This window comes from Pantoea rwandensis, assembly GCF_002095475.1.
Taxonomy (GTDB): domain Bacteria; phylum Pseudomonadota; class Gammaproteobacteria; order Enterobacterales; family Enterobacteriaceae; genus Pantoea; species Pantoea rwandensis.
Genome location: NZ_MLFR01000002.1, coordinates 40886 through 66474, shown reverse-complemented (window position 1 = coordinate 66474; position 25589 = coordinate 40886). Strand labels below are relative to the sequence as shown.

General features: G+C 49.7%; 23 protein-coding genes and 4 pseudogenes. 8 read left to right on the top strand and 19 right to left on the bottom strand.

What is annotated here, in order from left to right; translation table 11 throughout:
- The first annotated feature begins 3 nt into the window (after window positions 1–3).
- Entirely contained in the window at window positions 4–603 is a 600-nt protein-coding gene (locus tag HA51_RS04080) for a TetR/AcrR family transcriptional regulator (RefSeq protein ID WP_084932227.1), read from the top strand.
- 54 nt (window positions 604–657) lie between these two features.
- Here HA51_RS04080 and HA51_RS04075 read toward each other — a convergent pair whose 3' ends face one another.
- The 11 genes and pseudogenes from HA51_RS04075 to HA51_RS04025 form a co-directional block, all read right to left on the bottom strand.
- Window positions 658–1383 carry a cyclase family protein gene (locus tag HA51_RS04075; RefSeq protein ID WP_245840149.1) on the bottom strand — a complete coding sequence of 242 codons (726 nt, stop codon included), beginning with the start codon at window positions 1381–1383 and terminating at the stop codon, window positions 658–660.
- A gap of 16 nt (window positions 1384–1399) precedes the next feature.
- Window positions 1400–2317 (bottom strand): DMT family transporter, encoded by a 918-nt coding sequence (locus HA51_RS04070; protein WP_084932224.1) that lies wholly within the window; start codon window positions 2315–2317, stop codon window positions 1400–1402.
- Window positions 2318–2633: 316 nt separating this feature from the next.
- A complete protein-coding gene (locus tag HA51_RS04065) occupies window positions 2634–3497 on the bottom strand; it encodes an arginase family protein (protein ID WP_084932222.1) in 864 nt (287 codons plus the stop codon).
- Window positions 3498–4260: 763 nt separating this feature from the next.
- Window positions 4261–5061 carry a hydroxypyruvate isomerase family protein gene (locus tag HA51_RS04060; RefSeq protein ID WP_084932220.1) on the bottom strand — a complete coding sequence of 267 codons (801 nt, stop codon included), beginning with the start codon at window positions 5059–5061 and terminating at the stop codon, window positions 4261–4263.
- A 12-nt stretch (window positions 5062–5073) separates the two neighbouring features.
- The gene (gene otnK / locus HA51_RS04055) at window positions 5074–6345 is read right to left on the bottom strand and encodes a 3-oxo-tetronate kinase (protein ID WP_084932218.1); all 1272 of its coding nucleotides are present in this window, start codon (window positions 6343–6345) and stop codon (window positions 5074–5076) included.
- On the bottom strand, window positions 6323–7015 hold the full coding sequence (locus HA51_RS04050; protein WP_084932215.1) for an aspartate/glutamate racemase family protein: 693 nt from the start codon (window positions 7013–7015) through the stop codon (window positions 6323–6325). The genes otnK and HA51_RS04050 overlap by 23 nt, the downstream gene beginning before the upstream one ends.
- A 26-nt stretch (window positions 7016–7041) precedes the next feature.
- Window positions 7042–7746 carry a molybdate ABC transporter substrate-binding protein gene (locus HA51_RS04045; protein ID WP_084932213.1) on the bottom strand — a complete coding sequence of 235 codons (705 nt, stop codon included), beginning with the start codon at window positions 7744–7746 and terminating at the stop codon, window positions 7042–7044.
- Between the two features lie 40 nt (window positions 7747–7786).
- Window positions 7787–8425, bottom strand: coding sequence for a 3-oxo-tetronate 4-phosphate decarboxylase (gene otnC / locus HA51_RS04040; protein ID WP_084932211.1), 639 nt, complete (start codon window positions 8423–8425; stop codon window positions 7787–7789).
- A gap of 18 nt (window positions 8426–8443) precedes the next feature.
- Window positions 8444–9774 (bottom strand): annotated as a pseudogene (locus HA51_RS04035) (MFS transporter).
- 91 nt (window positions 9775–9865) lie between these two features.
- The gene (locus HA51_RS04030; protein ID WP_084932209.1) at window positions 9866–10633 is read right to left on the bottom strand and encodes a DeoR/GlpR family DNA-binding transcription regulator; all 768 of its coding nucleotides are present in this window, start codon (window positions 10631–10633) and stop codon (window positions 9866–9868) included.
- Window positions 10634–10959: 326 nt separating this feature from the next.
- Window positions 10960–11316, bottom strand: coding sequence for a c-type cytochrome (locus tag HA51_RS04025; RefSeq protein WP_245840171.1), 357 nt, complete (start codon window positions 11314–11316; stop codon window positions 10960–10962).
- On the opposite strand from HA51_RS04025, the pseudogene HA51_RS04020 reads away from it, so the two are divergent.
- The 3 genes and pseudogenes from HA51_RS04020 to HA51_RS04010 form a co-directional block, all read left to right on the top strand.
- Window positions 11280–11766: pseudogene (locus tag HA51_RS04020) on the top strand (IS110 family transposase); the annotation flags it as partial. The gene HA51_RS04025 and the pseudogene HA51_RS04020 overlap by 37 nt on opposite strands.
- A 226-nt stretch (window positions 11767–11992) precedes the next feature.
- Window positions 11993–12565: a manganese efflux pump MntP gene (gene mntP, locus HA51_RS04015; protein WP_084932207.1), complete on the top strand. Its 573-nt coding sequence runs from the start codon at window positions 11993–11995 to the stop codon at window positions 12563–12565.
- Between the two features lie 118 nt (window positions 12566–12683).
- Entirely contained in the window at window positions 12684–13370 is a 687-nt protein-coding gene (locus HA51_RS04010) for a ZIP family metal transporter (protein WP_084932204.1), read from the top strand.
- 25 nt (window positions 13371–13395) lie between these two features.
- Here the strand turns inward: HA51_RS04010 and HA51_RS04005 are convergent, their stop codons facing one another.
- From HA51_RS04005 to HA51_RS03995, 3 genes are all read right to left on the bottom strand, one after another.
- Window positions 13396–13833, bottom strand: a complete 438-nt coding sequence (locus HA51_RS04005) for a VOC family protein (protein ID WP_084932201.1) — start codon at window positions 13831–13833, stop codon at window positions 13396–13398.
- Window positions 13834–13988: 155 nt separating this feature from the next.
- The gene (locus HA51_RS04000; RefSeq protein WP_084932199.1) at window positions 13989–14132 is read right to left on the bottom strand and encodes a DUF1289 domain-containing protein; all 144 of its coding nucleotides are present in this window, start codon (window positions 14130–14132) and stop codon (window positions 13989–13991) included.
- Window positions 14133–14143: 11 nt separating this feature from the next.
- Window positions 14144–15250, bottom strand: coding sequence for a nickel/cobalt efflux protein RcnA (locus HA51_RS03995; protein ID WP_084932197.1), 1107 nt, complete (start codon window positions 15248–15250; stop codon window positions 14144–14146).
- A gap of 154 nt (window positions 15251–15404) precedes the next feature.
- Here HA51_RS03995 and HA51_RS03990 point away from each other — a divergent pair.
- Window positions 15405–15629: pseudogene (locus HA51_RS03990) on the top strand (metal/formaldehyde-sensitive transcriptional repressor).
- A 348-nt stretch (window positions 15630–15977) separates the two neighbouring features.
- Here HA51_RS03990 and HA51_RS03985 read toward each other — a convergent pair.
- Together HA51_RS03985 and HA51_RS03980 are read right to left on the bottom strand one after the other, a co-directional pair.
- Complete coding sequence (locus HA51_RS03985; RefSeq protein ID WP_084932689.1) at window positions 15978–16475, bottom strand: hypothetical protein; 498 nt, start codon at window positions 16473–16475, stop codon at window positions 15978–15980.
- A gap of 213 nt (window positions 16476–16688) precedes the next feature.
- On the bottom strand, window positions 16689–17291 hold the full coding sequence (locus HA51_RS03980; protein ID WP_084932194.1) for a helix-turn-helix domain-containing protein: 603 nt from the start codon (window positions 17289–17291) through the stop codon (window positions 16689–16691).
- Between the two features lie 44 nt (window positions 17292–17335).
- On the opposite strand from HA51_RS03980, the gene HA51_RS03975 reads away from it, so the two are divergent.
- A complete protein-coding gene (locus tag HA51_RS03975; RefSeq protein WP_084932191.1) occupies window positions 17336–18031 on the top strand; it encodes a B3/B4 domain-containing protein in 696 nt (231 codons plus the stop codon).
- Between the two features lie 195 nt (window positions 18032–18226).
- On the opposite strand, the gene HA51_RS03970 is transcribed toward HA51_RS03975, so the two are convergent.
- Complete coding sequence (locus HA51_RS03970) at window positions 18227–18967, bottom strand: sulfite exporter TauE/SafE family protein (RefSeq protein WP_425435684.1); 741 nt, start codon at window positions 18965–18967, stop codon at window positions 18227–18229.
- A 113-nt stretch (window positions 18968–19080) separates the two neighbouring features.
- Between HA51_RS03970 and HA51_RS03965 the strand changes: the two genes are divergently transcribed.
- A complete protein-coding gene (locus HA51_RS03965; protein ID WP_084932186.1) occupies window positions 19081–19971 on the top strand; it encodes a LysR family transcriptional regulator in 891 nt (296 codons plus the stop codon).
- Between the two features lie 53 nt (window positions 19972–20024).
- Here HA51_RS03965 and HA51_RS03960 read toward each other — a convergent pair whose 3' ends face one another.
- Window positions 20025–20948: an alpha/beta fold hydrolase gene (locus HA51_RS03960; protein ID WP_084932184.1), complete on the bottom strand. Its 924-nt coding sequence runs from the start codon at window positions 20946–20948 to the stop codon at window positions 20025–20027.
- A gap of 113 nt (window positions 20949–21061) precedes the next feature.
- Window positions 21062–22130, bottom strand: a pseudogene (locus HA51_RS03955) (LacI family DNA-binding transcriptional regulator).
- A 203-nt stretch (window positions 22131–22333) separates the two neighbouring features.
- On the opposite strand from HA51_RS03955, the gene HA51_RS03950 reads away from it, so the two are divergent.
- Window positions 22334–25441 carry a beta-galactosidase gene (locus HA51_RS03950; protein ID WP_084932181.1) on the top strand — a complete coding sequence of 1036 codons (3108 nt, stop codon included), beginning with the start codon at window positions 22334–22336 and terminating at the stop codon, window positions 25439–25441.
- Window positions 25442–25589: the final 148 nt, after the last annotated feature.

Genomic DNA, 25589 nt, shown 5'->3' with positions numbered 1-25589 from the left:
CTCATGACAAAATTGGATACTTACCAAAAATTGATTCTTGCAGCTTATAACTGTTTTGCTGAAAAAGGTTATGCCGCAACAAGCGTCAAGGAAATTGCAAAGCGCGCAGGCATCAGCCAAGGGGCGATGTACACTTATTTCCAGGGTAAAGAAGAGCTCTTCATCGCAATCGTGCATGAGGAGCAGCGGATAGCGCTAAGTGTTTACGAAGAAAAATTTGCAGGCTCAAACCTTGAGCGAATCTATGAAGTTATGTTCCGCTATTGCCTGACAAACAGTAAATTTTATCCCGCTAATCATAATCATATCTGGCTCGAAATCATGGCTGAATCGTCAAGAAATGACATCCTGAGGGATTCTTTTATTAAGAGTGACATAGTTCTAAGGCAAGGCATCCATAACTTCATCACGAATGGCGTTAAAGCTGGTGAATTTCCCTCTAATGTCAATCTGGACAGGGCAACTATCGTGGTTTTCTCACTGATTGATGGGTTGATGGCCCGAAAAGCTATCAACCCCGCTTTTGACATTGAAAAGGACCTGCCGGGATTCAAAGAAACGCTAAAAGCAATCATCTGTTCATCGGCTAGTTCACCCTCGTAATTTATGTCCGGGTTCCTAAACCCGGACTGGACGATAATTGGTCGTATCGCAATATCAGCGATAAATCGCTGCAAATATCCTTACCGGGAAGCTCGTGGTAGGCGTACGAGGTGGAACAGCCGTCAAATAGGCATCGCGGCCGACCACACTTGCAATATTTGTCATATCTTCTGCTACGACCACGTTGCTTCTCAGAAGCGTTTCATGCGCTGGAATGGAGGCATCTGGCGCATCTGGATTATCAATTAACACAGAGTCAATCCCTACCAGTTTTGCGCCCTTTTTTACCAGATAGGCGGCAGCGTCCCCCGTCAGATAAGGTGCATTCTTGATATACTCAGGCTTACCGAAAAGTCGATCCTGATGAGTTAACAAAAGCACAGCCTTTCCTTTTACATCGACATTCTCAAAATCTTTGACATCAAATACCCGCGTTCCCTCCCTTAACTTAATCACTGTAACAGGTAGATTTACGAGACTTGATAGTGGCCACGTACTTATATTGCCCATGTTTTCATCAATATGATGAGGAGAGTCAATGTAAGTTGCTGAAATGCCTAATACTGCAAGACCATCTACCAGTGAACCATTTGGATATCGATTCTCAGGATGAAGGTATTTCACCATGCTGGTACCGGGGAAAGTTATCATCCCATCCGTAAGGGCATGGTTTAGTTCAACATATTTTTCTGGCACCGGAATCTTCACCTTGTCAGATGAACAACCAGCTATAAGAAAAATGGACAAGATCAATCCGGAAATAAAAATATTAGTATTCACAATTCTTTCCTTATTTTTAAGCTGGCTTGGAAACACTTTGAACCTTTTTCTTTCTAAATGAGGCCTCTGAAACTACGACTGAAATCACTACCAGTGATATCGAAATCACATCAATATGCCTCACGTGGCCATTAAAGAATAAAATGGTGGTTATAATTGAAGCTAAAGGAATAAATGAAAACATCATTCCAGCAGTTGTAGCTGATATATAATTAATCCCCCAAAGGAAAAGATAGATAGGAACTGCCCATACGAATACCCCATAATAGATCATGGTAATAACCTGATTGATATGAAGTGAAAAAACATTAAAGGTCTTGAGTTCGTGGAACATCATCGGGACTGTAAATATAGCACCTGTAAGGCATACTGCTGCTGAAAAGGTCCATGGCTTAAGAACCGAGGTGAACTTTTTAGCAACAATGACATAGATTGCATTTGATAACGCCGAGAGAGAAAGCATTATCAGGCCAAACGCCGATGAGTGACTATCGGTGCTATTATCTGGCATAGACATCATAATAACGCTGGCTATTGCCAGTATTACCGACATCACCATCTTTGCCTTTAACTTATCCTTCAGGAATATGAATGAAAGAAGTAATACCAAGGCTGGAACAGAACTTGATACCACAGATGCTGTTGTAGCATTCGTTTCGCTCATTCCATAAAGAAGAAAAACGGTATACAAGATATTTCCCAGCAGCGTCAGCACTGAGACAGTGGTCCACTCCTTTAAACTTATCGCCGACCATTTCGTCTTTTCACTAAAAATAGTAAATGGATACTGTACAAGAAAACCGATAAATATAGTAATCCCCGTAAACGTCCATGTTGGTATTGTGCTTACCGCTTCCTGTGCAATGGGATAGCTTGAACCGATGAGGACATAACACATTGCCACCGCGATAAGACCGAGTAGTTTGTTATTCATTTGAAACCTCTTAAAAATTGTTATTTTTCCCTGCCTGGCATTAAATAACCCTAAGAAATTAATCTCATGTAATTTTAGCCGGTAAGACGTTTTTATCGCCTGAATGTATTTTGCAACTCTTATGCCAACTTTATAAAAGCTAAGAATGGCGTTAAATAAAGGATTTCCGGTTCAGAATGGAAGATGCATGCTGCATAATAGTGCGTAGGCGGGATATTTTGGTGCGTACTATCTTATTGAAAGGAAAGAAATTAAATTGAATATTCTTACGATGGTGCAAAAAAAAACAGGATGAGTAATCATCCTGTTTCAGTGTTTATGCTGTCAGTAGCGGGATTTTACTGAGCGCTTCTTTTAATCTTATCGCATCCCAGGGAAGATATTCTGTTATTCCAACGCCTACGACATTGCTTTGCTCACTTGCTACAGCAATCCATTTAATTACATCGTCTAACTTCAGCTTACCTTGAGCGATACCTTCAAAATCTTTATCCGTTTTCTCAGGATTATTAAAGTTAAGTGAATAGAAGTTATTAGGATCTAAGATGTCTAAATCAAAATGAATAGCAAGATGAGTGATTTTTTCATTCTTAATCCACTCAGTCAGCGGCTGTGTGCCAGTCATCATTTCTTCAGGTGAAACTAAATTGATTTCACTTTTTTCTAAATAGCCATGTTCATAAGCATTTGGACTATGAATGCCTGCGATCATAACTTTTGACTCAGGTACTATTTTCTTAACGCGGCATGTCAGCATAGGATCGCCATTGCCGGTCAATGCCCCCAGTACATGGGCATGGGCATTCGGATATTGTGCTGGTGTCATAACATCGGGATGCGTGTCTAACCACAAGATGCCGAATCCGTCTTGATATTTTTCACTCAACCAGGCAAAGGGGACAAGATCAACCAGGCAATCACCACCTAGTACACATAGAGTGTCCGGCGCATGTTCAGTGATAATTGATTGTGCAGCGCTCAGTTCAGCTTCCAATGCTCCACGTCCTGTAATTCCATCCTCAACTTTCGAATCAGCGCTGGGTTCATGTACAGGTACAGTTACCGTTTCAGTATTTTCACCTGTTTCAGGCGCAATAAGTGCCAGAAATTCGGCTCCCTGCTTGTATTCAACCTGATTTCCACCCTGCCACATTGGGAAAATCACGCGTAGGTTTTTCATGTTCTTTACTCCGAGCCAGTCTGATGGACTGAACAGTAAAATGAATGATCGTTCATTCACTATACTTGTCGTTTCTGTTCTGTCCAGAAATTATCTTTGAGTGATTAATCGCAAATACTTATGGGTGGGTTTGGAACACCACATTATGCGATCTTTGAATGAGTTAACCTGTTATTTTAAAACAAAAAAATATAAGGGTGAGGTCCTGATTTCTTTTAGAGGCACATTCCCATGACCCTACATGCGGACGTAAGAAGGAATACAGTGCATTGCATGTATCAACCACCAAAGCTCAAGTTTATCAAAAGAACATTCAGCTTAGTTGTAACGATAGCCGCATGATACGTAACCTTGGCACTATTTCCTCCACCTCCGTGCGCCGCACGCGGCAGGTAGACAGGTAGACAGGTAGACAGGTATTAGCTCTCGCGGCAATCATTGGCATGAACTCAACGAAAATTTATCACCGGATGGATTGCCATATCCCCCTCCCCTCTAAGCATCCCTCTCAAGACGGCAAATGCCACCACGGCTTGAACGTACACGTCATATATGCTTAATAAAGAAATGTAAGAGTTTGGCCTACCACTTCAAGCTCGAACTTCCTTAATAGATGATTGGGATATTTTGAACATGTTTCTTCAACAAGATTATAAATCTTTCTCTCTATCAGACTCCTTCATAATAATCGTACCCAAAAAAACGTTGTATCACTCCGATATAAGCTGATGTTGTTCCAAACATAATATCGGAGTAGCTATTTTTATAAATTGGTAGTGTTATGTGGTTTAAGCCAATGCAATCCCTCGACTGTGCTGGTTGCAGGACGGTATTCACAACCAATCCAGCCCTTATATCCCAGCTGCATCAGCCGTTCAAAGAGGAACGACCAGTTCAGTTCACCGGTACCTGGTTCATTTCTGCCCGGTGAGTCGGCGACCTGCACATGATGGATCGAAGGAAAGAACTCCTTCATTCGAGACGTTACATCCCCTTCACTTCTCTGGACGTGATAGATATCAAAGAGCAGACCCGCATTTGAGCAGCCAGCCTGCGTGATAACATGCTGCGCCTGAGCCTGGGTTGTCACAACAAATCCCGGGATATCATTGAGATTGACTGCTTCCAGTACGATTGATACTCCACTTTTCTTTGCCTGCACACCGGCCCAGCTAACGTTATTAATCAGCGTTTCAAGTGCGGCAGCTTCGCTGACATCCTTCTGGCGGATGCCTGCCTGAAGATGGATCAATTCGCAATCAAGGCCATTCGCGTATTCCAGTGCCGCAAAAAAATCTTCCCTGAAGGCACTGATGCTGTCAGGGTGGCATGCCTGCCCAGAAGCTTTATCTGTTCCCGACTTACCGACTGGAGTGTTGATAAGTACCTGACGAAGCCCGCTGTCTTTCAGAAGCTTACAGAACAGTTCAATGGGATAATCGTAGGGCCACGCAAACTCAGCCGCTTTGAAACCTGCCGCTGCTGCAGCGTCATAGCGTTCTTCCAAAGGGAGCTCAGTGAAGAGCCACTTCAGATTAGCGCTGAACTGTAGTTTTCCCGCCATGCTATTCACCTCTTACTTTCCGCGTAATGAGTCCACTGCTTTTGCGAAGAAATCACATCCGCCGAAATTACCGGATTTCAGCGCCAGTGCGATCGGCTTATCCCCCGGGGAAACGAGAGCCGGCACGCCAGTATCGATTTCGTTACCAATTTTAAGCTCACCAAGATTCAACGCACTGACGACAGCACCCGAGGTTTCACCGCCACCCACAACCAGTCGGCGAATGCCTCTGTTGACCAGTTCCAGTGCGGTTTTACCAAAGAGCTCGTCCAGGGTAGCCGAGACCTTCTCGCGACCGTATTCCGACTGTGCACGAGCGACATCAGCCTTATCACCAGAGGTAAAGACCAGAGGCGACTTGCCTTCGTTAGCACGAATAAAAGAAACAAGCTCAGCAGAACTGACCTTAGACGTCATCACGTCATCCACGCTGACCATCATGACCGGATGAGACTTTGCGTGTTCTGAAATCTGACGAAGTGTCGTGCTGGAGCAACTGCCGACCAGGATAGCTTCAGGACCATCAATGTGAGGCACGCCACCTATGGAACCCGCGGCCTCACCACGTTTAATAAAATTATGCGGTAAGCCAATCGCAATACCTGAGCCCCCCGTCAGCAATTTTGCATCTGAACACGCTGCACCAATGGCGATCAGGTCTTCGTCATCAAGGGCATCAATTACGGTGAGCGTATCGCCATTAGCGTAGGCATGATTCAGTGCTTCACGCACTGCCGCTGCACCTTTACTGACAGTCTGCCAGGCAATATGCCCGGATTTTGAGATTGACTGCGACTGAAGCACACGGCGAATATCCGCATCCTTCATCGGTGTCAAAGGATGATGTTCCATACCTGATTCGTTCAGCAGGCGATCGTGAACGAACAAGTGCCCCTGATATACCGTACGCCCCATAGACGGGAACGCAGGACATACCGGAACAGCTCTCTCGTCAACCAAAGCGGCCAGCGCTTCAGCTACCGGACCAATGTTGCCCTGAGCAGTAGAGTCAAAGGTAGAGCAGTATTTGAAGACAATCTGCTTACAACCCTGTGCCAGCAGCCAGCGGGCCGCAGCAAGCGATTGAGATACGGCTTCAGCCGCGGGGATAGAGCGGCTTTTCAGCGCAATGACTCCGGCCTCAACGCCATCAGCTGCTTTGCAATCAGGGGTGCCAAGATAAAGCGTCGTCTTAAGACCACCTTCCCCGGGAATGCCTTTTGAAAGAGTAACCGCTATATCACTTGCCCCGGTGAAATCATCAGCAATAACGCCAATTAACATAATGAAGTTCCTCTTTCTGCTCAACCAGTGAACGCATCAGGGATACGGCGGCATCTGGTGCACTCAACACGGGGATTGAGATTTTCTCTTTAACCGCTTCATAAGCGCGAGACGTCGAGAAGTGTGCCAGCATAATGACATCGCAGTCACTCAGCTCATGTGCACGCGCCGCGACCAGACGGTTATGTGAATCCACATCCCCTTTACGCAGCAGGTCGATGGCATCGGCCACAATAATTGTTTTCAGGGTGGCATCACTGCCTATTTCGGCGACGAAGTCGTTAAATTCTTCGGTCATGGTAATAACAGCCGGCGCGAAGGTCGCGAGCATGCCAATACGTTTACCACTGGCTAAAGCAGCACGGAACATCGCTTCATTGGGTTTCAAAATCGGCACCGCCAGCTCACGGCTCAGACGGTCAATGGCTGGACCGAATGCAGAACAGGTAACCAGAATGCCACTGGCGCCCTGATCATTACCGTAATGTCCCAGGCGGACGAAACGCTCAATGAGTTCCGGGGTGAGTTCTTCACTGAGAGCCCTGTCAATGGTTAGCCCGTCATCGAGCAAGTTGACCAACTCAGCTTCTGGCCAGATGTCTTTAAAGCTTTGATGAATTGGCTGCATGGCAACAGGCGTGGCGTGCAGCAAAATGATTCTTTCTGACATGAATTTTACCATTCAGTTAAAGGAATTCAGCGGCACTGAAGTCCATTTTTTGAATAAATACCGCGACATTGATCGTTCAGCAGATAATGGATAAATGCCTGAGCGTTGATCCAGTCAGTGCAGCCGTTCATCACTGCGATGGTAAACGGCGTCAGCTGCTGCAGTTCGTCCGGGAACGGTCCGACAATATCTATCCCGTCGACAACCATAAGTTCACTCATTTGCTGCACGGCAACATCAGCCTCACCGGTGAGCAGTTTTTCACCTGTGAAACCCTGAAAGATTTTTGTAGCTCGCGGCTCAACGTCCGACATTACCCCGTGCTCTGTCATTATTTTCTGCAGGTAGATCCCACTTGCACCACCCAGGGAATACGAGACCGAGCGTGCTGAAGACAGGCAATCAAGGAATTTCTTCTTAGAGGTGATATCAGGCCGTTTCTGACCGCGCGGTACGGCAACACCGAAGTAGGCCGTCACCAGCGGGAAGCAGTCCCCGCTCTTGATTAAGCCTTTGCAGATGAGGCGATCAATGGCTTCATCGGTAGCAATAACGATATCCGCATGGAGCCCCTCAGCCAGCTTACTCTCGATAACGGTCGTCGGGCTCCATTCGAAGCTCAGCTCGTCTTGTTTTTCATAACCGGCCATTACGCCGTTATCGAAGGGGGCACGGACGGCAAGCGTACTGAAAACGGTCAGCGATCCGACCTTAGACTCTGCTTGTGTCATTTCTTCACTCCTGATATTTACTTGCTCAGCCGGGATAACATCACCAGCGGCAGTCAAACGTATCGAACAGGTCCTGCAGTGCAGGCTGGCTTAAAGATTCAGGCTTGGGATGGGTCATCAACCAAAGTTTTGCGGTTTCTTCCAGTTCTTCGAGGATTTCAGCTGCCTTTGTTACGCTGGTACCCCAGATAACCGGTCCCAGACGCTCCAGCATGATCCCCTTCACATCATGAGCCAGCTCTCCCGCCTGGACCGCCACATCCGGCGAACCCGGACGGCAGTAACTGATGAGCGGAATACGGCCAACCTTCATTACCTGATAAGGCGTAATCGGAGGCAGTATTGATTCTTTGCTCCAGACCTCACCCAGCGTCATCGCTACCAGGTGAGTCGAGTGCGTATGTACGATGCCGCGCACGGCATCGTTATTTTCATAAATGGTACGGTGCAGCTTCAGAGTCTTGGAGGGCTTCCCGCCGTTCACCCATTCACCTTCGAGATTGACTTTGGCGATCATGTCCGGGCGAAGAGAGCCCAGGCACACATCCGTTGGCGTGATGAGCCAGCCATCTTCAAGCTTCGCACTGATGTTCCCTGAACTGCCTACCGTGTATCCGCGGCGATGCAGGCTGTGTCCTGTCTGGCATATCTCTTCACGAATGGTGTTTTCATGAGACATCGCTATACCTTCCCAAAGTTAGTTGGCATGTTTCGTTTCAGTGCTTGTAGGGTGAGAAGATGAATTCACACCGTCATCTGTTGAAACTGAACCCAGCGGCTCGATTTTCCCGACAATAAAGATGTATGACAGTGCGCCTATGAAGCAGATGACGCCTGTAGCAATCAGAGGAATTTCATAAGAACCGTGGTTCATCGCCAGCATGATGCCGGTGAACGAGGAGCTGATGATGCCCGCAAGGTTACCCGCAAAGTTCTGGATGCCGCCAATGGTGCCAACATATTCGCTGCTTGGCGCCACGTCAGCTGGGAGCGACCAGACAACGGCAGCAGCAAAGGCAATACTTGCATATGAAATCGACAGCAGCGTGATGATGACCGGGATGCTATTTGTATAGGTTGCAAAGCTGATGACGGATGACAGCAACAGACCTACAACTAAGCACGATTTACGGGCAAAGGTCAGGCTAAAGCCTTTACGGTAGAGCCAGTCAGACAGGTAACCACCCAGCATACTTGCCGGAATACCAACCAGTGGTGGGATCATACCCAGTGTTCCGAGCTGTTTGAGCGAGAAGCCCTGGCTTGCCATCAGATAAGACGGGAACCACGTCAGGAAGAAGCTCAGCGCAATGTTTAGGCAGAAGAAAGACAGCATCATTCCCCACATCGTGCGGTAGCGAAACAGGAACAGCCACTCCTTCTTACCTTCGCTTTTCGGCTTAGCTGGGCCACGATCGGCGATCAGATTATCGCGCTCAGCTGGGTTCAGGCCTTCTTTTAACTCTGGCGTACGGTAAATGATGTACCACGCGATAGCCCATACGATACCGAGAACACCGGTGACGATAAAAGAGGTTTCCCAGTCCCAAGTGCTGATAACCCAAGCGACCAAGGGTAGCGCCAGCGCTGAACCTGCACGTGGCCCGGCATTAAAGATTCCGCTAGCAGTTGCACGGTCTTTTTTCGGGAACCACGAATAGACAACTTTTGCGCAGCCCGGGTGTCCACCCGCCTCACCCAAGCCGAGCAGCATACGTAGACCCATCATAGAGCCCAGGCCACGACCAAATGCGGTAAGAACGGTAAAGACGGACCACCAAGCTACGGCAATTGTCAGGCCGATACGCTCACCAAAACGATCCAGCAGACGTCCCGCAGGATCTGCATCAGTGCGTAGGTCCAGAAGAAGGCGCCCATGATCAGGCCCATACTGACATCATCCAGCCCCAGGTCGTGTTTGATGTGTGGTGCGGCTACCGAGAGGTTTACGCGGTCAATGTAGTTGATGGCCATGGCAATGAAGCACATGATAATCATGAACCATCGAATGTTAGGGTACTTACGCATTATAGTTTTCCTGTTTGTTGACGCTTTTTCAGCACGAAAAACCTGCTGCCTGTATCGTGGAATACAGGCAGTGCTGCTCGCTTTTAAATGTTCAGATACTTACGATTTTTAACTCTACATCTTGTTTTTTTATTATTTCCTGTGCAGACACAGGCAGAAATGAATCAGTAATGATCACATCCATTTTGTTTAAAGGACAGATTGAATACAGCCCATACTTGCCATATTTACTGCTGTCAGTTACGAGTACCCTTGTTGAAGAAACATCTATAACAGCCTGTTTAACCATTGCTTTTTCTTCATATGGTGTCGAAACGCCGCGCTCCGCATCCCACGAACTCGAACTGATAAAGGCGATATCGATGTTTAACGTCTTTATAAAGTTCGCAGCACTTATCCCCACAGAAGAGAAATTACGCTTATCTACCTGTCCGCCAGTATGAAATAAATTTATCTGTGCCTTATTCATCAGATACTGACTGATTGAGAAATCGTTAGTAATGACGGTGATATTAAATTTCTCACCGAGTACTTTTGCCAGCTCAAAAGTTGTAGTGCCGGCATCAACGTAAACAACCTGTCCATCATGAACCATATCCGCGCCAACCTTTCCAATCATCTGCTTAGAGCGATGGTGGATAAGCGCCTTGTCGCTGTAACGCATTTCATGGCGCAGAATGTCGTTGAGCTTGATGCCACCGCTGACGATCACCACTTTGCCTTCATGTTCCAGCAATTGAATGTCTCTGCGGATGGTCATGTGCGAGACGCTCATCATTTCTACAAGGTCGTTTATTGAAGCAGTACCGTTTTCATAAACGTAACGGTAAATAAAATCCTGTCTTTCACTTGGGATCATGCTGTCACCTTAAATTGAACCGTGGTTTGCATGACATCATGTACCTGTTCACTTTCTAGGGAAACATTCTCGCGCACACATGTTCACAAGTGAATGATGCATGTCACAAAAAACACCTAAGGAAATAACACGCAATACACTGATTATATTGACTTAAATGGCTTGTGAACATTCACAAGATGTTGTGAGTTTTGTGAGCTTTTGTATGAACAAGGGAAATGATGTGAATTTCAGTGCATCTCAGCGAGGTGTGACGTACTTAGATCTACGGCAATTTGAACAATAAAAAAGGCGGAAACGTGTTCCGCCTTTTTTCATAAGCTCATTTAAGGCTTAGTCTGCCCAGTTTCTGGCTGATTGGATTTACTCGGTTCTTTTCGCTTCATGGTGGATTCCATACCGCGTAGCTTTTTGACCTCGTCAGCAGTGACTTCTCTTGCCTGATTTCCCCAGCTGTTACGGATAAACGTTGTCAGATCGGCCAACTGCTTATCATCAAGTCTCCACCCAAAATCTGGCATTGTGAGACCGGTGACATCATCTTTCGTCACGGCCATCTTGCCACCACGCATGATAATGCTGATAACAGATGAAGGATCATCGCTCAGGACAGCGCTGTTGTGTGCGAGTGCAGGGAAGGTTTGCCAAGCAGCCTGTTGTGAGTATTGATAACGCGATCCCATTGGCGACAGACCCGAGTGTTATAGAGGCTAATGCTTTGATGGCAAGAGCACTGGCGACACTAATTAAAGTTGTGAGTGAAATCATCAAACCTATGACTAACGAATTGAAATGCTGTTTGACACGTTGCCAGATGCGGGGCTGTTCAAATCACTTCCGGGCATGGGGCCTTGTAGGGCCCATGAATGCTTGATGCACTTGGAGATAACCGCGACCGGTTTAACTGCACTAAAGAAATTCAAAACTACGCAGGTATTACATCGGTGACAGAAAGAAGTGGCCAGAAATCCTGGGGTCACTTGAGATGGCAATGTGCCAAGTTCGTCAGGCAAACCTTTGTTGAATGGGCTGCAAAAACGGTTAACCCATCATACCGGGCCAGACTTTATTATCAGGGACTGCGAGAAAAAGAAAAATCTCAACGGTCTGCAGTTCCGGCTCTTGCCTTACGCATAAAGTAGTGATGGAAAATAGCGACCACTCTTTGCCGCGCAGATAGCGAGATGTCAGACTCAATTTGATTAATTTACCCTCATCTATAGCACTGGCTATCAAACTTAGCCATAGCTATAACATATTGAATTTTAAGGTTTTTTTATTATTAAATTTGTGGCAGGATAGCGGCCTCTTAAAAACTTCACGCTTTCCCCTATTTGAAGGCACCCCCGGGAATCAGTTATGAGCTTCTACGCTGTGATCATTCTGGCCTTTGGCATGTCGATGGATGCCTTTGCCGCCGCAATCGGTAAAGGTGCCTCCCTGCACCGCCCCCCTTTCAAAGAGGTGCTGCGCACCGGCCTGATCTTCGGCGTTATCGAAGCCATTACGCCCGTTATTGGCTGGGGTATCGGTCTTGCAGCCAGCCAGTTCATCATGAATTGGGATCACTGGGTCGCGTTTACGCTGCTGTTCGTGCTGGGCGCTCGCATGATCGTTGAAGGCATCCGCAAAGAAGCTGATAAACCTCAAGAGGCACAGCGCAGTCACGGCTTCTGGCTGCTGGTAACGACCGCTATTGCCACCAGCCTCGATGCGATGGCCGTAGGCGTGGGCCTGGCATTCCTGCAGGTGAATATCGTGGTGACGGCACTGGCAATCGGCGCGGCCACCACGGTGATGGCCGCCAGCGGCATGCTGCTGGGGCGTTTTCTCGGTGCGAAGATTGGCAAGTGGGCAGAGATTCTCGGCGGCGTGGTGCTGATTGGCATCGGTAGCTCAATCCTGGTAGAGCACCTGGGTCTGCTGAACTAAGCACACTGCTGCAAGTGCTTTCTGAATACCTGAAAGGCGCGGTTACCCCGCGCTTTTTCTTTTACTGTTCCATACCTTCAACAATCGTCGGTATGACACCGTTTATAGGGACCACTCCATGTTCTTAACGCTGCTATATACCCTCTTCCCTGTCACCGCAGCAATCGCGGGGGCAGGCGCAGCGCTTTATCGCCAGCCTGGTGAAAAGACCATGAGTCTGATACACCACTTTACCGCTGGCGTCATATTCTCAGCGGCAGCCACTGAAGTGCTTCCCGGCCTCAAACAACACTCAATGATGGCCGTTCTGGCTGGCGGCGTGACCGGAGTCGCACTGATGATGCTGATTCAGCATTATGGCGAGAAAGCGGCGAGTAAATCAGGGATGCTGGTCGCCATCGGCATTGATATATTCATCGATGGATTAGTGCTAGGGATCAGCTTCGCGGCAGGGGCCAAAACCGGCATGATGCTGACACTGGCATTAACTCTGGAGATCCTCTTCCTGGGTTTGTCCGTGGTGGGTAATTTAAAAACCATGTTGGGCACCACGACGAAGGTGTTACTTGCTGTCACCGGAATTGCCCTGCTCCTGCCAGTTGGGGCGATGGTCGGTACGCCTGTCGCTCACCTGGGAGAATTCTGGCTGACCTACTTCCTGTCATTTGGGCTGGTGGCGCTGCTTTACCTGGTCACAGAAGAGTTACTGGTTGAAGCACATCAGGGGGATCGGGACACTCCACTGGGCACCGCCATGTTTTTTGCTGGGTTTATGATCCTGATGCTGATTGAGGAAGGCATCTGACGCGGTAGTCCAAAGCGGCAGATGTTTAATCCCGAAGCCAGGGCGTTATGGTCAGTCCGGTGAGTAAACCTTCCGGGCTGAGCAGGCGAGTCACCGTCTGGCCCCATGGTTCAGTGCGGTTAGCAACAAGAAGACGATATCCTTTACTGCTTAAGAGTCGGGTGGCAGAGTCGAGATCCTGTACTTCATATTCGATCCATCCTTGGGGTCGCGGATAATCACTAGGCCACTGCTCCACGCCAAAACATGAATGTGCGGCCTGAGAGAGTGGCCAGACGGCAAAATGCTTAACGCCCTTCAGCCCACCCTCTTCAGACATCAGGTAATCGCTGTTTCCTTCCATAGGCTTAAGCGGCAATCCGAGCGTATGCATATAAAATTCGGCACTGGCTTCAATATCCTGCGCAACGGGCCCAAACCCAGCGATAAACAGCACTTCAATTTCTGATGAATTCTCCGACATAACCGGTCCCTAGACTGATGAAGTTAAATACTGAATTTACACTTCAACAGGCTTAATCACTATCAGAGATTGCACCATCTCTTAAGCGTGTAAGCGGCACTGGGAATGTTAGAACCTCTGCTACGCCTTCAAACGCAGGATGTTCATACGGCCCGCTAAAGCGCGCTCAATCGCCTTTTGGTGGAACGGTGACATTTGCGCCAGTCCTGCGCCTCTTTACGCGTCCGTCCGCAGCCTTCACACCATCCATTTTTACCGGTGAAACCGCACTGGTCAATGCAGGGGGATTTAACTGCCATTTCATACCTCTCTATACGTTCAAACCGTTAAATCCATGGAAGGCCATGTAAATGCCGACCACTGCAATAAGTGCACTGGAAAAATAAGGTGCCCGACGCGCAATATCACCAAACCCCTTCCAGCTCTTGCTGGCGTGACGAACGCTCAGCGCAGCGCCAGCACCGACGGTGACAAGTGTTAGTGCCAGTCCAATACTGAAGCAGACAACCAGCGCTGCGCCGAGGGTAAATTGTTTAACCTGAATGCACAGCAGCAGAACAGTGATCGCCGCCGGGCAAGGGATCAGCCCGCCAGTCAGCCCAAAAAGAAGGATCTGCATATTACTGACTTCACGGCCGTCGAACCGGCGGCGAATGTCGTCCGCGTGAGCACGTTCGTGAGCATCCTGATATTCAGCAGATCCAACTTCAAGCCCTTCAAGTTCTGCGTGATCGTGCTCATGAAATGCAACGTCATAACCGTGAACATGATTTCGGTGCCCCAGTTCCAGGCGGGCACTGAACTCATGCGGCTCAGGTATGATGTCTTCTGAAATCAGCGAACCATTCTGTTGGCTAAAGCTGAATGTCTGGCTGGAACCATTCTCACGTCGGGTCGTCACAACCACGTCGTTTTCACTCCATTGATGGCCCGTCAGAGTGGTAATGACCCATCGGGCGGGGCCTTCAGCCTCGTCGATGGCGATTCTGACCTTGCCGTGTCCGGTATCAATGACATGGCTCTCATCGTGCTCATGATGATGACCTTCCCTCTGGTCTTTTTGCCACTCACGCGCCTCAGACCAGGTTCGCCAGAACATCCAGGCTGCAGTAAGCAGAATAATGATGCCAGAGATGAGCTGAAGCCAAGGTTCAGCCGCCTCAGCGGTAAACTGGCGGCTGATATACATGCCCCCCATTGCGATTAGCCAGACCACGGCAGTATGTGAAAGCGTTGCCGCCAAGCCCAGCATCACAGCCTGTTTCACGGTCCCCCTGATGGCAACAATAAAGGCCGCCATCATTGTTTTTGAATGGCCGGGTTCAAGGCCATGGAGTGCGCCCAGCAGTATTGCGCTGGGGATAAACAACAAAGCACTGGAAGTGCCCTGACTCAGCAAAGCGGAAAAATCGTTCATGTCGTGATCCGGTCGTGATAAGTTGCAGACGGCCAAAAGGGGCCGTGAAATTGAATAAATATACTATACCCCAGTATACAACCTGATCAACAAGAGATCGGTAATGGGACATACGTTAAATAACCAGAAGAGCCTGCTTATCCGCGTGTGAAGAATCAAGGGTCAGGCAGCGTCTCTTGAAACAGTGCTGTAGGCAGGCCAGGAATATCTGAAGATCCTTCAGCAGGTCGCAGCGGTAAGCGGAGCGGTTAATGGGCTGATGAGAGAGTTACTGGAAGGACATATCAGGGAGCACTTAATGGAGAAAAAAGCGTCTGAGCAGGAAAGGAAAGAAGGTTTTGATGAGATAGTGGCGGCAATACGTTCCTACATGAAGTAAATTTCCCCGCACCTGGCAGAGCAAGGCCACCCCTTGTTTATGCTATCGAACATTAAGCTCTGTGGCTCGCAATGCGGCCTCTGTCGGTTCGGCAGTTTAGTCATTTAGCGCATTAGGGCTGAAGGCCTGGTCCATCGAAAACCAAAAGAGACTTGAAGGGCTCGATGCTGATTTCTGCTCTTCGTTGACAGCTACTGTGTTGGAAGTCTCCTTAGCCAGAAGCGGACATGATCAGTATTAAGAGTCTGGTTACTCCAAGTCTGACTCGTAACCGTCTAAAAATAAGGACTCTTCATTCTTAGTTTCCTCGAAATTATCGAGATAAACGAGGGTGCTTCGCCATATTCGTTATTCCGGGTTCATTTTTCTGTTCCATCCAAAAGTGTCGGCGCAAGGTGCTAACCATTGACGGATTTTGGAATTGGACGATAGCGCCTCGGGTTCGAGCAAACGTGCTCCGAAATTGGCATGCCGCAGAAAGCGCATATCCAGGCAGTGCTCAAGTTGCCCAGCCAGTTGGGGAAAATCCATCAGGCTGTATAGTCGGGGCCATTTGATCAATTTTCGGTAGCGCAATTGCGCCGACTCGATGCGCAAGTCATCATTCGGGCGCCACTGAATGTTGAATAGCTTGTCATGACGCGACAGGTCAACTAACCAGTTTCCGTTAGATGGGATGCGCAAATCCAGTTTCAGGCTTTCAGGCCGCAACTTGTTGCGCTTGTGAAACCAGTGCTCAGGCAGTTCGTTGGTTAGGTCGACGGAACACACGCTATATGACACCTCGGGGATACCAAAGCTGGCAAACCATTCGGCGACTTCGGGGTGGGTAGAATGGTCGAACATTTTTTGCATGATCCTTAAAAAGCGTCATATAGTTCAACAGATTATCGCCCATAGCAGCCCAATAGAATCATTTTGGGCTTCTTCGTGCCAAAAGCGGACATCTTAACTAATCTGACCTTTTGTTTTTATGGCGTACTTCCGTAATAAAAATAAGCGGCAAGCGGAAAATCTATGCCATTTAGATTAATAATTCCTGCCCCAAAGTTTTGTTCTCTACTGGCGAATTTCTGCCACGGTCATAGTGAACACCAGCAAAGTCTCCCCCACATTTTTGTAATGGTGAGGCATATCCGTTTTGGCCACTGCTGAGCTGCCTGCGGTGACCTGTAATTCGGTGGTGTCTGTTGCAAGGCCTAACGTGCCTCGCTCAACATGAAGCAGTTCAAATGTCCCTGTCGGATGACCGGCTGACTCAAAAACTTCCCCCGGCTGCATTTCCCATCGCCAGAGTTCAATCATATCGGGGCCGCTGGTTCCTGCCAGAAGCCTTGCAGATCCTCCCTTCTCACCCTTCCACAACACGGGAATGTTCTGACTCTCAATCAACCAGGAGTCTGGCGCATGGGTTACATTAACGATATCGGCTACAGATACACCCAGTGCAGCAGCGATTTTACAAAGAATAGCAATGCTTGGATTAGCCTTTCCTTTCTCTACTTCAACAAGCATCCCCTTACTCACACCGGCTCGTCTGGAAAGCTCATCGAGTGAGATTTTCAGGTTTTTTCGATGATTTTTGATGCTGGCAGAGACAGCTTCATTTACGCACTCAACATCTGAACCCGCATCGGTCGATATATTGACTTTATTGGTCATTGGTCACTATCATGAAATAAATTGGTCACTAATGAGATTATGAGATGTTTTCAGTTATCCCGTCAATTGACGATTCAATCGCCCAGATTGGTCCTGGATTCAGAGCCATAAGTATTGTGGCTGAAGCAGCGCCGCTGACACATCCGGAGGTTGCAGAAGAATTTCTTGAGCGTGCCTGTAAGTCTGTCGTTGCCGGAGAGATGCCATGGGCCGATGCGCATCTTGATGCATGGTCAGAAGCGTTTAAGAAGTTTGGGGCAAAACCGAAGCGAACTCCCTGCTCAGCAGAAGCCCTTCGCAAACGCGTTATTCGTGACGGATTTATGGCTGGGATTGATCCTGTCGTGGATCTTTATAACGCAATAAGCATTCACTATGCGATACCCGTAGGCGGGGAGAACTTTGGGGCTTATGTCGGGCAACCCAGGCTCACGATTGCTGAGGGCACCGAAACATTCGATACGATCAAAGATGGGATAGCTGCGGAGGAATGCCCTGAACCTGGTGAAGTCGTCTGGCGCGATGAAGCAGGCGTCACCTGCCGACGCTGGAACTGGCGTCAGGGAGTGAGAACCCGTTTGAGTGCTGAGGCTACCCAGATGTGGTTTATTCTGGAAAGCTTACCCGCAATGCCACTGGAAATGTTGCATGAAGCAGGTGATGAACTGATTCGCGGTTTGCAACTCATGATGCCAGGTACATCCATTAAGAAAGAGCTGATTGGTTTCGACATCGAGTAAATCGCGTCTGCTTTGGAACCCCAGATTCAGTTAATAGCCGGGCATCATAAAGCGTCATTCAGCCCGGCGTATTTTATAACAGGATGCCTTTACCTTTTACGGCTATCTAACACACACAACCCGCGGTAACAGGCAATGAGGAGTGTACAGCAGGGAGCAGACGACTAACCTTCTCGGCACTTCATGTCGTTTAGATCAGATAAAAGGTCGGGAAATTAGTTCTATTCCCAGCACAATAAGGAACAGGAGAAAACACTGCCTGAAGTGTCTGGCACTGATGCGCGCGCGCACCTTTTGCCCCAGCCACATCCCGGCGAGAGCAGGGAAAATTGACATAAACGACAGTGAAAACTGCTCTATCCGCAGTGCGTCATGAAGATAAAGCCCTGCGGCGAGAGCAACGGTAGAAACGGTGAATGACAGCCCAAGGGCCTGGACGAGCTCATCTTTAGTGAAGCGAAGCGACTGAAGAAAGGGAACTGCTGGCATAACAAATACGCCCGTCGCACCGATTATCACGCCGGTAATGCCGCCAATTACGGGTGAAAGCCATTTTTCGCTGGCCTGAGAGACCGTAAGCGACGGCGAAACCAACGCAAAGGCAGCATAAACAATTAAAGCCACACCCAAGCCGAACGCAGACCAGGCTGGATTTATACTGATGAGAAGTGAAGAAGCTGCCACCGTACCAACAACAATTAGCAGCATCATCAGCCAGAGGCGGCTGATGATCAGCTTCACAGAAGGGCCAGTAAAAAGCTGCCATACGTTCGTCACGAAGGAGGGAATAACCAGCAGTGCCGCCGCGAATGGAAGAGGCATAAACATGCCAAGTAGCCCCATTGCCACTGTTGGAAGCCCCATTCCGGTGACACCCTTCACAAAACCGGCAAGGATAAATATAAGTAAAAGATAGAGATACAGTTGATCGCTCACCAATTTGTCCTGACAAAGGATTTTCCGCGATTCAAACATCTCAGAGGTGAATGGACAATCTGGTTTGTGCGCGTCATGCTTCGGATAATCCGAAGGCTTAGAGGAATATCTTTATGAGGCTGGATCTTTCTGATTATAAGCTTGTCGTCTGTATTGCTGATGCGGGAAGCATTACCCATGGTGCCCGGCATGCGAACCTGGCTGTCGGTTCTGCCAGTGAGAGGCTGAAAAGAATGGAGGAAGATACCGGGGTAAGGTTGTTCTTTCGTCATCCGAGAGGTGTCAGCCTTACTGAAGCTGGAGAAATCCTCGTGCGTCACGCCCGGGAAATACTTGCCCGGCAGGAGGAGTTGAAAGCTGAGTTCGGCGCTTACGTCAAAGGTGTGAGAGGAAAGGTCCGGCTATACGCCAATACCTCGGCGATGGCGGAGTTTCTTCCCGGCAGGCTTGCAAAGTGGCTGGTAGAACACCCAGATGTTGTCATTGAGCTGGAAGAGCGAACCAGTGAGGATATCATTTACAGCATAAGAAATGATATCGCTGAAGCAGGGCTCGTCTCAGATGCGATTGACCCCGGCGAACTTACGACGGAGCCCATAGCAGATGACAGGCTTGCCCTTATTGTTCCCCTCACTCATCCGCTTGGGCACAGGAAAAAAGTTTTTCTGTCGGACGCAGTCAGTGAACCTTTTATTGGTCTTTATCCCGGTAATGCACTGCAGGATCACATCAGTGGGCATGCCAGGGATCTCGGCCATCCACTGACTTATCGGGTAAGAATGAGCAGTTTTGAAGGAATTTGCGAAATGGTCAGTAGCGGCATTGGGTTGGGTATTATTCCGGTGTCTGTCGCTGAACGCTTCAGTAAAAAAATGCCCTACCTGATATTGCCGCTACACGACAAATGGGCCCGCCGGAGAATCTGCATCTGCTATAAGGCCCTGCAATCACTGAGCCCGGCCATGGCAGGATTAATTGAATTTCTCAGAGCACCGGATAAATAAAACTCGCTGTCTATCCAGGCTCTGACTTCAGGGGTAATTCAGTTAAATAAGACTTAATAGTTTTTCGCGCTTTTTAAGAATGACTCTACCGCGCTGTTGAACCGTTCGGGCTGATCAAGCATGACAAAGTGAAAACTGTCATCAATGCGTGTGAAATGGATATCTGGCGCAGAGGCATAGGCTTGACGGTACATGGCCTCCACCCCGGATGCTGGCACCCCAAATAAACTGTCATATGCGTACACGACCTCAATCGGCGCTTTAATTTGGCCAAGCTCGGGTCGCAGATCGGTAATCATCAGTTCATATACTGCATCCGCAATGGTTTTGCGGTCAGAACTGATCCCCGCGGCCACCAGGGCTGGCCTGACAGCCTCGGTTTTCGCTAAACGGGTGATGGATGTTTTCTGGAACGCTGCGAATTGCTCCGGCGACTGCGCCAGTAGCCAGTCCCGTGAAGCACTGGCCCGCTGAGAGGCCGTTTTGCTGGTTGCCGCAGGGTCAATCATCAAAGTATAGAATGGCAAAGCATCGACGATCATCAAGCGCCCAACCTCGTCAGGGTGGCGGGCCCCCAGCATCAATGCCACCTCACCACCAAGAGAATGGCCAATGATCACCGGTGCTTTCATGTGCTGGGTGTGGATGTATTCAGCGATGGCGTCAGCTGTCGGTGCGATGATTTTGCCGTCTGGGTTGGAAATAGCCGGTGTACGCGCAAAGCCCGCAAGCTCTATAAGATGAACGCGATGGCTCGACTGTAAACGTGATGCTAGATCTGACCAGACTTCGCGAGACGATGCCAGCCCCGGGATCAATATGACATCCGTTCCCGAGCCTTCTGTCTGAACAGAAATACGCTGTAAGTTTGGATGTTCCGAAGGCATGGACTCAGGCTGGGCTGCGAACACCGTTGCCAGGGCTGACAACATCAAAAGAGCCCCTCCGATCATCGCACCGATATTTTTGCTATTCATCCATTCTCCCTAATTGAGTCAGGCGGCTTAAAATAGCGATAGCCGTGCTCGCCTGATTACTTGACTAACTCATTGCTGAAACAGCTGCACTGATCAACATCTCAGCGCAGGTCCTACAGCTTTTCCACCAGCGTTTTCAATTCGGTGATTAACTGCGCCTGCTCATTCCCGGTTTGACCTGTTATGGGCCAGGTCGACTGGCGAATAACCAATCGTGTCGGCAGCAGCTCACGGATTCTTATTTGCGGATCCGTCATCTGTTTTATGAGCAACTCTACAGCCCGTTTACCGAGTTTGTTAAAGTCCTGCGCCACGGTCGTAAGCGGCGGCTGAAAATAGAGACTGTCTGCCGTGTCATCATAACCGGTGACAGAGACCGCCCAACTCCCGCTGCGATTGAGCTGCGCTAGCGCGCTCAACACTCCGAGCGCCATCTGATCGTTCGCCACAACGATTGCACTGATCTTCGGATACTGATGCAACAGCTTAAAGGCATTGTGCCAGCCGCTGGCCGCACTCCAGTCGCCAAAAACCGTCACTGCGTTACTTACCCCATGCCTGTGCAAAGTCTCGCGCCAGCTGTTCAGGCGCATGCGTGCTGAAACAGAACTCTCAGGCCCGGCCAGCAACCCGAACTCCCGGTGCCCCATATCCCAGAGATGACGAATACAGGCACCACAACCATCAAGATGATCAAAGCGCACACAGCTGACATCCGTCTCCGGTGAAATGTCTAAAAACAAACAGCAAATATCCGAATTCTCACTCGCCAGCTTTTCCGCAATATTGGCTTCCAGAGGAAGATTGATAATTGCACCACGAATATTCTGTGCTCGAAACTCATTTAACCGCGCCTGAAGTGAAACGTAATCAGCAACCTCCGGCATCGCAATCGCGACCTCGAGTTGGTGTGCCCCCGCGTGATTTTTATCGCCGCGGCGATTTGCGAGGGTGCATGCAAGGTCAACGACGCGGTAATCAAGCCAATCAATGGCGCAGACTTACCCGCCAGCAACTGTGCCGAACGGTTAGGAACATAGTGCAACGCCTGCATCGCGAGAATAACTTTATCGCGGGTGCGCTCGGATACACTTCGGGTTTATTCAATACACGCGAAACCGTCTGCTGTGATACTCCGGCCTCGCGTGCCACATCTTCCAACGTTGCCATTCGGCTCTGCATTAACGTCCCCTTAAGTCTCAAAACACGATGTCATTCGCTAACATTTTATGTTTAAAAAACGACAAAATGTCATCATTTTCGTGGTGTTTCGTGATCGCTAATGAGTTTCAGTTTCGCCAACATTGCCGCCCCAGGGAAAATATCTGATAAATCACCCATCGATGTCTAGCGAACGACATTTCATTCATTCAATGGGTATATCTATGCATTGTCGCGATTCCCACACCTCCCGGGGCCTCTTGTTTCATGATGTGCTTGCCCGAGAGGACTGGCAAAACCAGAGCATTACGCACCTTAACCGTTTAACGGCTCACCCAACATTTGCCAGCTGGCGTGACCTTGACGCGGCAAAAGAAAATCAGCCCTCTGCTCAGCGCCGTCAGCTTGACGGTCTGTGGCAGTTTTCATATGCCCGCAGCCCATTTGAGGTGGATGCCGGCTGGCTGGAAAGCGATTTGGCGGACAGCCGAAGCACCCCCGTCCCTTCGAACTGGCAAATGGAGGGGTATGATGCGCCCATCTATACCAACGTGCGTTACCCTATAGAAACCACACCGCCGCGCGTACCCGAAGATAACCCTACCGGCTGCTACTCGCTGACATTCAGCGTGGATGAAAACTGGCTGGACAGAGGCCAGACGCAGATTATTTTTGATGGGGTGAACTCAGCGTTTCATCTGTGGTGCAACGGCGAATGGGTGGGGTACTCACAGGACAGCCGCCTACCGGCTGCCTTCGATCTCAGCCCATTATTACTTCCGGGCGATAACCGCCTCTGTGTGATGGTGATGCGCTGGAGTGCAGGTACCTGGCTGGAAGATCAAGACATGTGGCGGATGAGTGGGATCTTCCGTTCCGTCTGGTTGCTGAGTAAACCGGTGCTGCACCTGAGCGATGTTCAGCTCACTCCGCAGCTGGATGCGCTATACCGCGACGCCACGCTGGAGGTCAGCGTCACCGTTTCAGCCCCGCCACTGCTGCTTGAAAAGCTGAAGGTCAGCGTTGAACTGTGGTCTGGCGCCCAACAGGTTGCCAGCCATCAACAACAGCCCGGATCGCCAATAATTGATGAACGTGGCAGCTATGCTGAACGCACTGTGATGTGTTTGCCGGTTGAACGCCCGGCCTTGTGGAGTGCGGAAACACCGAGTTGCTATCGGGCGGTCGTCTCTCTCTGGCGCGGCGATGAGTTGCTAGAAGCTGAAGCCTGGGATATTGGCTTTCGCCGGGTTGAAATCGACAACGGCCTGTTAAAGCTGAATGGCAAGCCACTGCTGATCCGTGGCGTGAACCGTCACGAGCATCACCACCAGCATGGCCAGGTTGTTACCGAAGAGGGCATGGTGCAGGACATTCTGCTAATGAAGCAGAATAACTTTAATGCCGTTCGCTGCTCCCATTACCCTAATTCACCACGATGGTATGAACTCTGTAACCGCTATGGCCTGTACGTGATCGATGAAGCTAACATCGAGACCCATGGCATGGTGCCTATGAACCGCCTCTCGGACGATCCGTCCTGGTTACCGGCCTGGAGCGCGCGCGTCACACGCATGGTGCAAAACAATCGTAATCACCCCTCGATTATCATTTGGTCATTGGGTAATGAATCCGGCGGTGGCGACAACCACGAGGCCATGTATCACTGGCTTAAACGTAACGATCCGTCTCGCCCGGTGCAATATGAAGGTGGCGGCGCGAACAGCACAACCACCGATATTCTCTGCCCAATGTACGCCCGCGTAGACAGCGATCTGCCCATTCCGGCTGTACCGAAATGGGGTATCAAAAAGTGGATCAGCATGCCCGGCGAGCAGCGCCCGTTAATCCTCTGCGAATACGCCCACGCCATGGGCAACAGTCTGGGTAATTTTGCTGATTACTGGCGGGCATTCCGTGATTATCCTCGCCTGCAGGGCGGATTTATCTGGGACTGGGCCGATCAGGCCATTACGAAAACCTTCGAGGATGGCAGCACGGGTTGGGCCTACGGCGGTGATTTTGGTGATAAACCCAACGATCGCCAGTTTTGTATGAACGGTCTGGTGTTTCCTGATCGCCGTCCACACCCGTCCTTAATTGAGGCCAAACACGCGCAACAATTCTTCCAGTTTGCCCTGCTATCGCAAAACCCATTACGCGTTAGCATCACAAGCGAATATTTGTTCCGCACAACTGATAATGAGGAACTGCACTGGCAGGTGCAGTCGGCAGGGGAGACCGTTGTCCGTGGCAGTGTGATGCTGAATATCGCTCCTGAAGGTCAGTGCGAGTTGACGTTGAGCGAAGCGCTGAAACTGCCCACCGGAGCAGAAGATGTCTGGTTGCAGCTGGAGATTTGCCAGCCGCAACCCACCGCCTGGTCAGATGCCAGCCATCGCGTTGCCTGGCAACAATTTGCCCTCGCCGCCCCGCTCCTTCTTCGCACTCCTTTGCCCGCAGGCGTTGCGCCTGAACTTGAGCAGAGTGACAGCGCCTGGACAATACGCCACGGCGCTCAGCAGTGGGTCATCGACCGCCAGAGCGGCCTGTTGTCGCACTGGAAGGTTGAGGGAACTGAACAACTGTTGACCCCGCTACGCGACCAATTCGTGCGTGCTCCGCTGGACAACGACATTGGCGTTAGTGAAGTGGAACGTATCGACCCTAACGCCTGGGTTGAACGCTGGAAGAGCGCAGGGCTCTACTCTCTCACCGCCAGCTGCGTGCAGTGTGACGCACAGCGCCTAGCCCATGAGGTGGTGATTGACAGTCGCTGGCACTACCTGAGCAACGATGAAGTGGTGATCGTCAGCCACTGGCGGATGACTTTTGATGCTGAAGGCAAACTGCATCTGGCAGTAGACGGTGAACGTGCGGGAACGCTACCCCCGCTGCCGCGCGTCGGGTTGAATTTCCAGGTTTGTGATCAGAACACGCCGGTTTCATGGCTGGGATTCGGTCCGCATGAAAACTACCCGGATCGACGCACCAGCGCCTGTTTCTCCCGGTGGGAACTGCCCTTGGAAGACATGACTACGCCGTACATTTTTCCCACGGAGAACGGCCTGCGTTGTGACAGCCAAGCGCTGGACTGGGGGCGCTGGCATGTGGCCGGTGATTTCCACTTCTCCGTCCAGCCTTACAGCACCAAGCAACTAATGGAGACCGACCACTGGCACTGGATGCAGCCGGAGAAGGGTGTCTGGATAACTCTTGATAGCCTGCATATGGGCGTCGGGGGTGATGACTCCTGGACACCCAGCGTACTTCCGCAATGGCTCCTGCTTGAAACACAATGGCAATATCAGTTAACGCTCCACTTCCAATAATAATCGGGGACGTTAAGTCCCCAAAAATAAAACCGATGCACAATATCATTCGAGTCGCATCAGGATGGCAGGCGAATGGAAAACCCGGGAACAGAGATTATTCTGTAGCTGGGTTGAAAGAGCGGAGCCATCAGCAAGGTGCCTTTGG

Coding starts and splice junctions, on each gene's coding strand:
- HA51_RS04080 (WP_084932227.1), top strand. CDS start 4: ATGACAAAATTGGATACTTACCAAAAATTGATTCTTGCAGCTTATAAC.
- HA51_RS04070 (WP_084932224.1), bottom strand. CDS start 2,317: ATGAATAACAAACTACTCGGTCTTATCGCGGTGGCAATGTGTTATGTC.
- HA51_RS04065 (WP_084932222.1), bottom strand. CDS start 3,497: ATGAAAAACCTACGCGTGATTTTCCCAATGTGGCAGGGTGGAAATCAG.
- HA51_RS04060 (WP_084932220.1), bottom strand. CDS start 5,061: ATGGCGGGAAAACTACAGTTCAGCGCTAATCTGAAGTGGCTCTTCACT.
- otnK (WP_084932218.1), bottom strand. CDS start 6,345: ATGTTAATTGGCGTTATTGCTGATGATTTCACCGGGGCAAGTGATATA.
- HA51_RS04050 (WP_084932215.1), bottom strand. CDS start 7,015: ATGTCAGAAAGAATCATTTTGCTGCACGCCACGCCTGTTGCCATGCAG.
- HA51_RS04045 (WP_084932213.1), bottom strand. CDS start 7,746: ATGACACAAGCAGAGTCTAAGGTCGGATCGCTGACCGTTTTCAGTACG.
- otnC (WP_084932211.1), bottom strand. CDS start 8,425: ATGTCTCATGAAAACACCATTCGTGAAGAGATATGCCAGACAGGACAC.
- HA51_RS04030 (WP_084932209.1), bottom strand. CDS start 10,633: ATGATCCCAAGTGAAAGACAGGATTTTATTTACCGTTACGTTTATGAA.
- HA51_RS04025 (WP_245840171.1), bottom strand. CDS start 11,316: ATGGGATCGCGTTATCAATACTCACAACAGGCTGCTTGGCAAACCTTC.
- mntP (WP_084932207.1), top strand. CDS start 11,993: ATGAGCTTCTACGCTGTGATCATTCTGGCCTTTGGCATGTCGATGGAT.
- HA51_RS04010 (WP_084932204.1), top strand. CDS start 12,684: ATGTTCTTAACGCTGCTATATACCCTCTTCCCTGTCACCGCAGCAATC.
- HA51_RS04005 (WP_084932201.1), bottom strand. CDS start 13,833: ATGTCGGAGAATTCATCAGAAATTGAAGTGCTGTTTATCGCTGGGTTT.
- HA51_RS04000 (WP_084932199.1), bottom strand. CDS start 14,132: ATGGCAGTTAAATCCCCCTGCATTGACCAGTGCGGTTTCACCGGTAAA.
- HA51_RS03995 (WP_084932197.1), bottom strand. CDS start 15,250: ATGAACGATTTTTCCGCTTTGCTGAGTCAGGGCACTTCCAGTGCTTTG.
- HA51_RS03985 (WP_084932689.1), bottom strand. CDS start 16,475: ATGTTCGACCATTCTACCCACCCCGAAGTCGCCGAATGGTTTGCCAGC.
- HA51_RS03980 (WP_084932194.1), bottom strand. CDS start 17,291: ATGACCAATAAAGTCAATATATCGACCGATGCGGGTTCAGATGTTGAG.
- HA51_RS03975 (WP_084932191.1), top strand. CDS start 17,336: ATGTTTTCAGTTATCCCGTCAATTGACGATTCAATCGCCCAGATTGGT.
- HA51_RS03965 (WP_084932186.1), top strand. CDS start 19,081: ATGAGGCTGGATCTTTCTGATTATAAGCTTGTCGTCTGTATTGCTGAT.
- HA51_RS03960 (WP_084932184.1), bottom strand. CDS start 20,948: ATGAATAGCAAAAATATCGGTGCGATGATCGGAGGGGCTCTTTTGATG.
- HA51_RS03950 (WP_084932181.1), top strand. CDS start 22,334: ATGCATTGTCGCGATTCCCACACCTCCCGGGGCCTCTTGTTTCATGAT.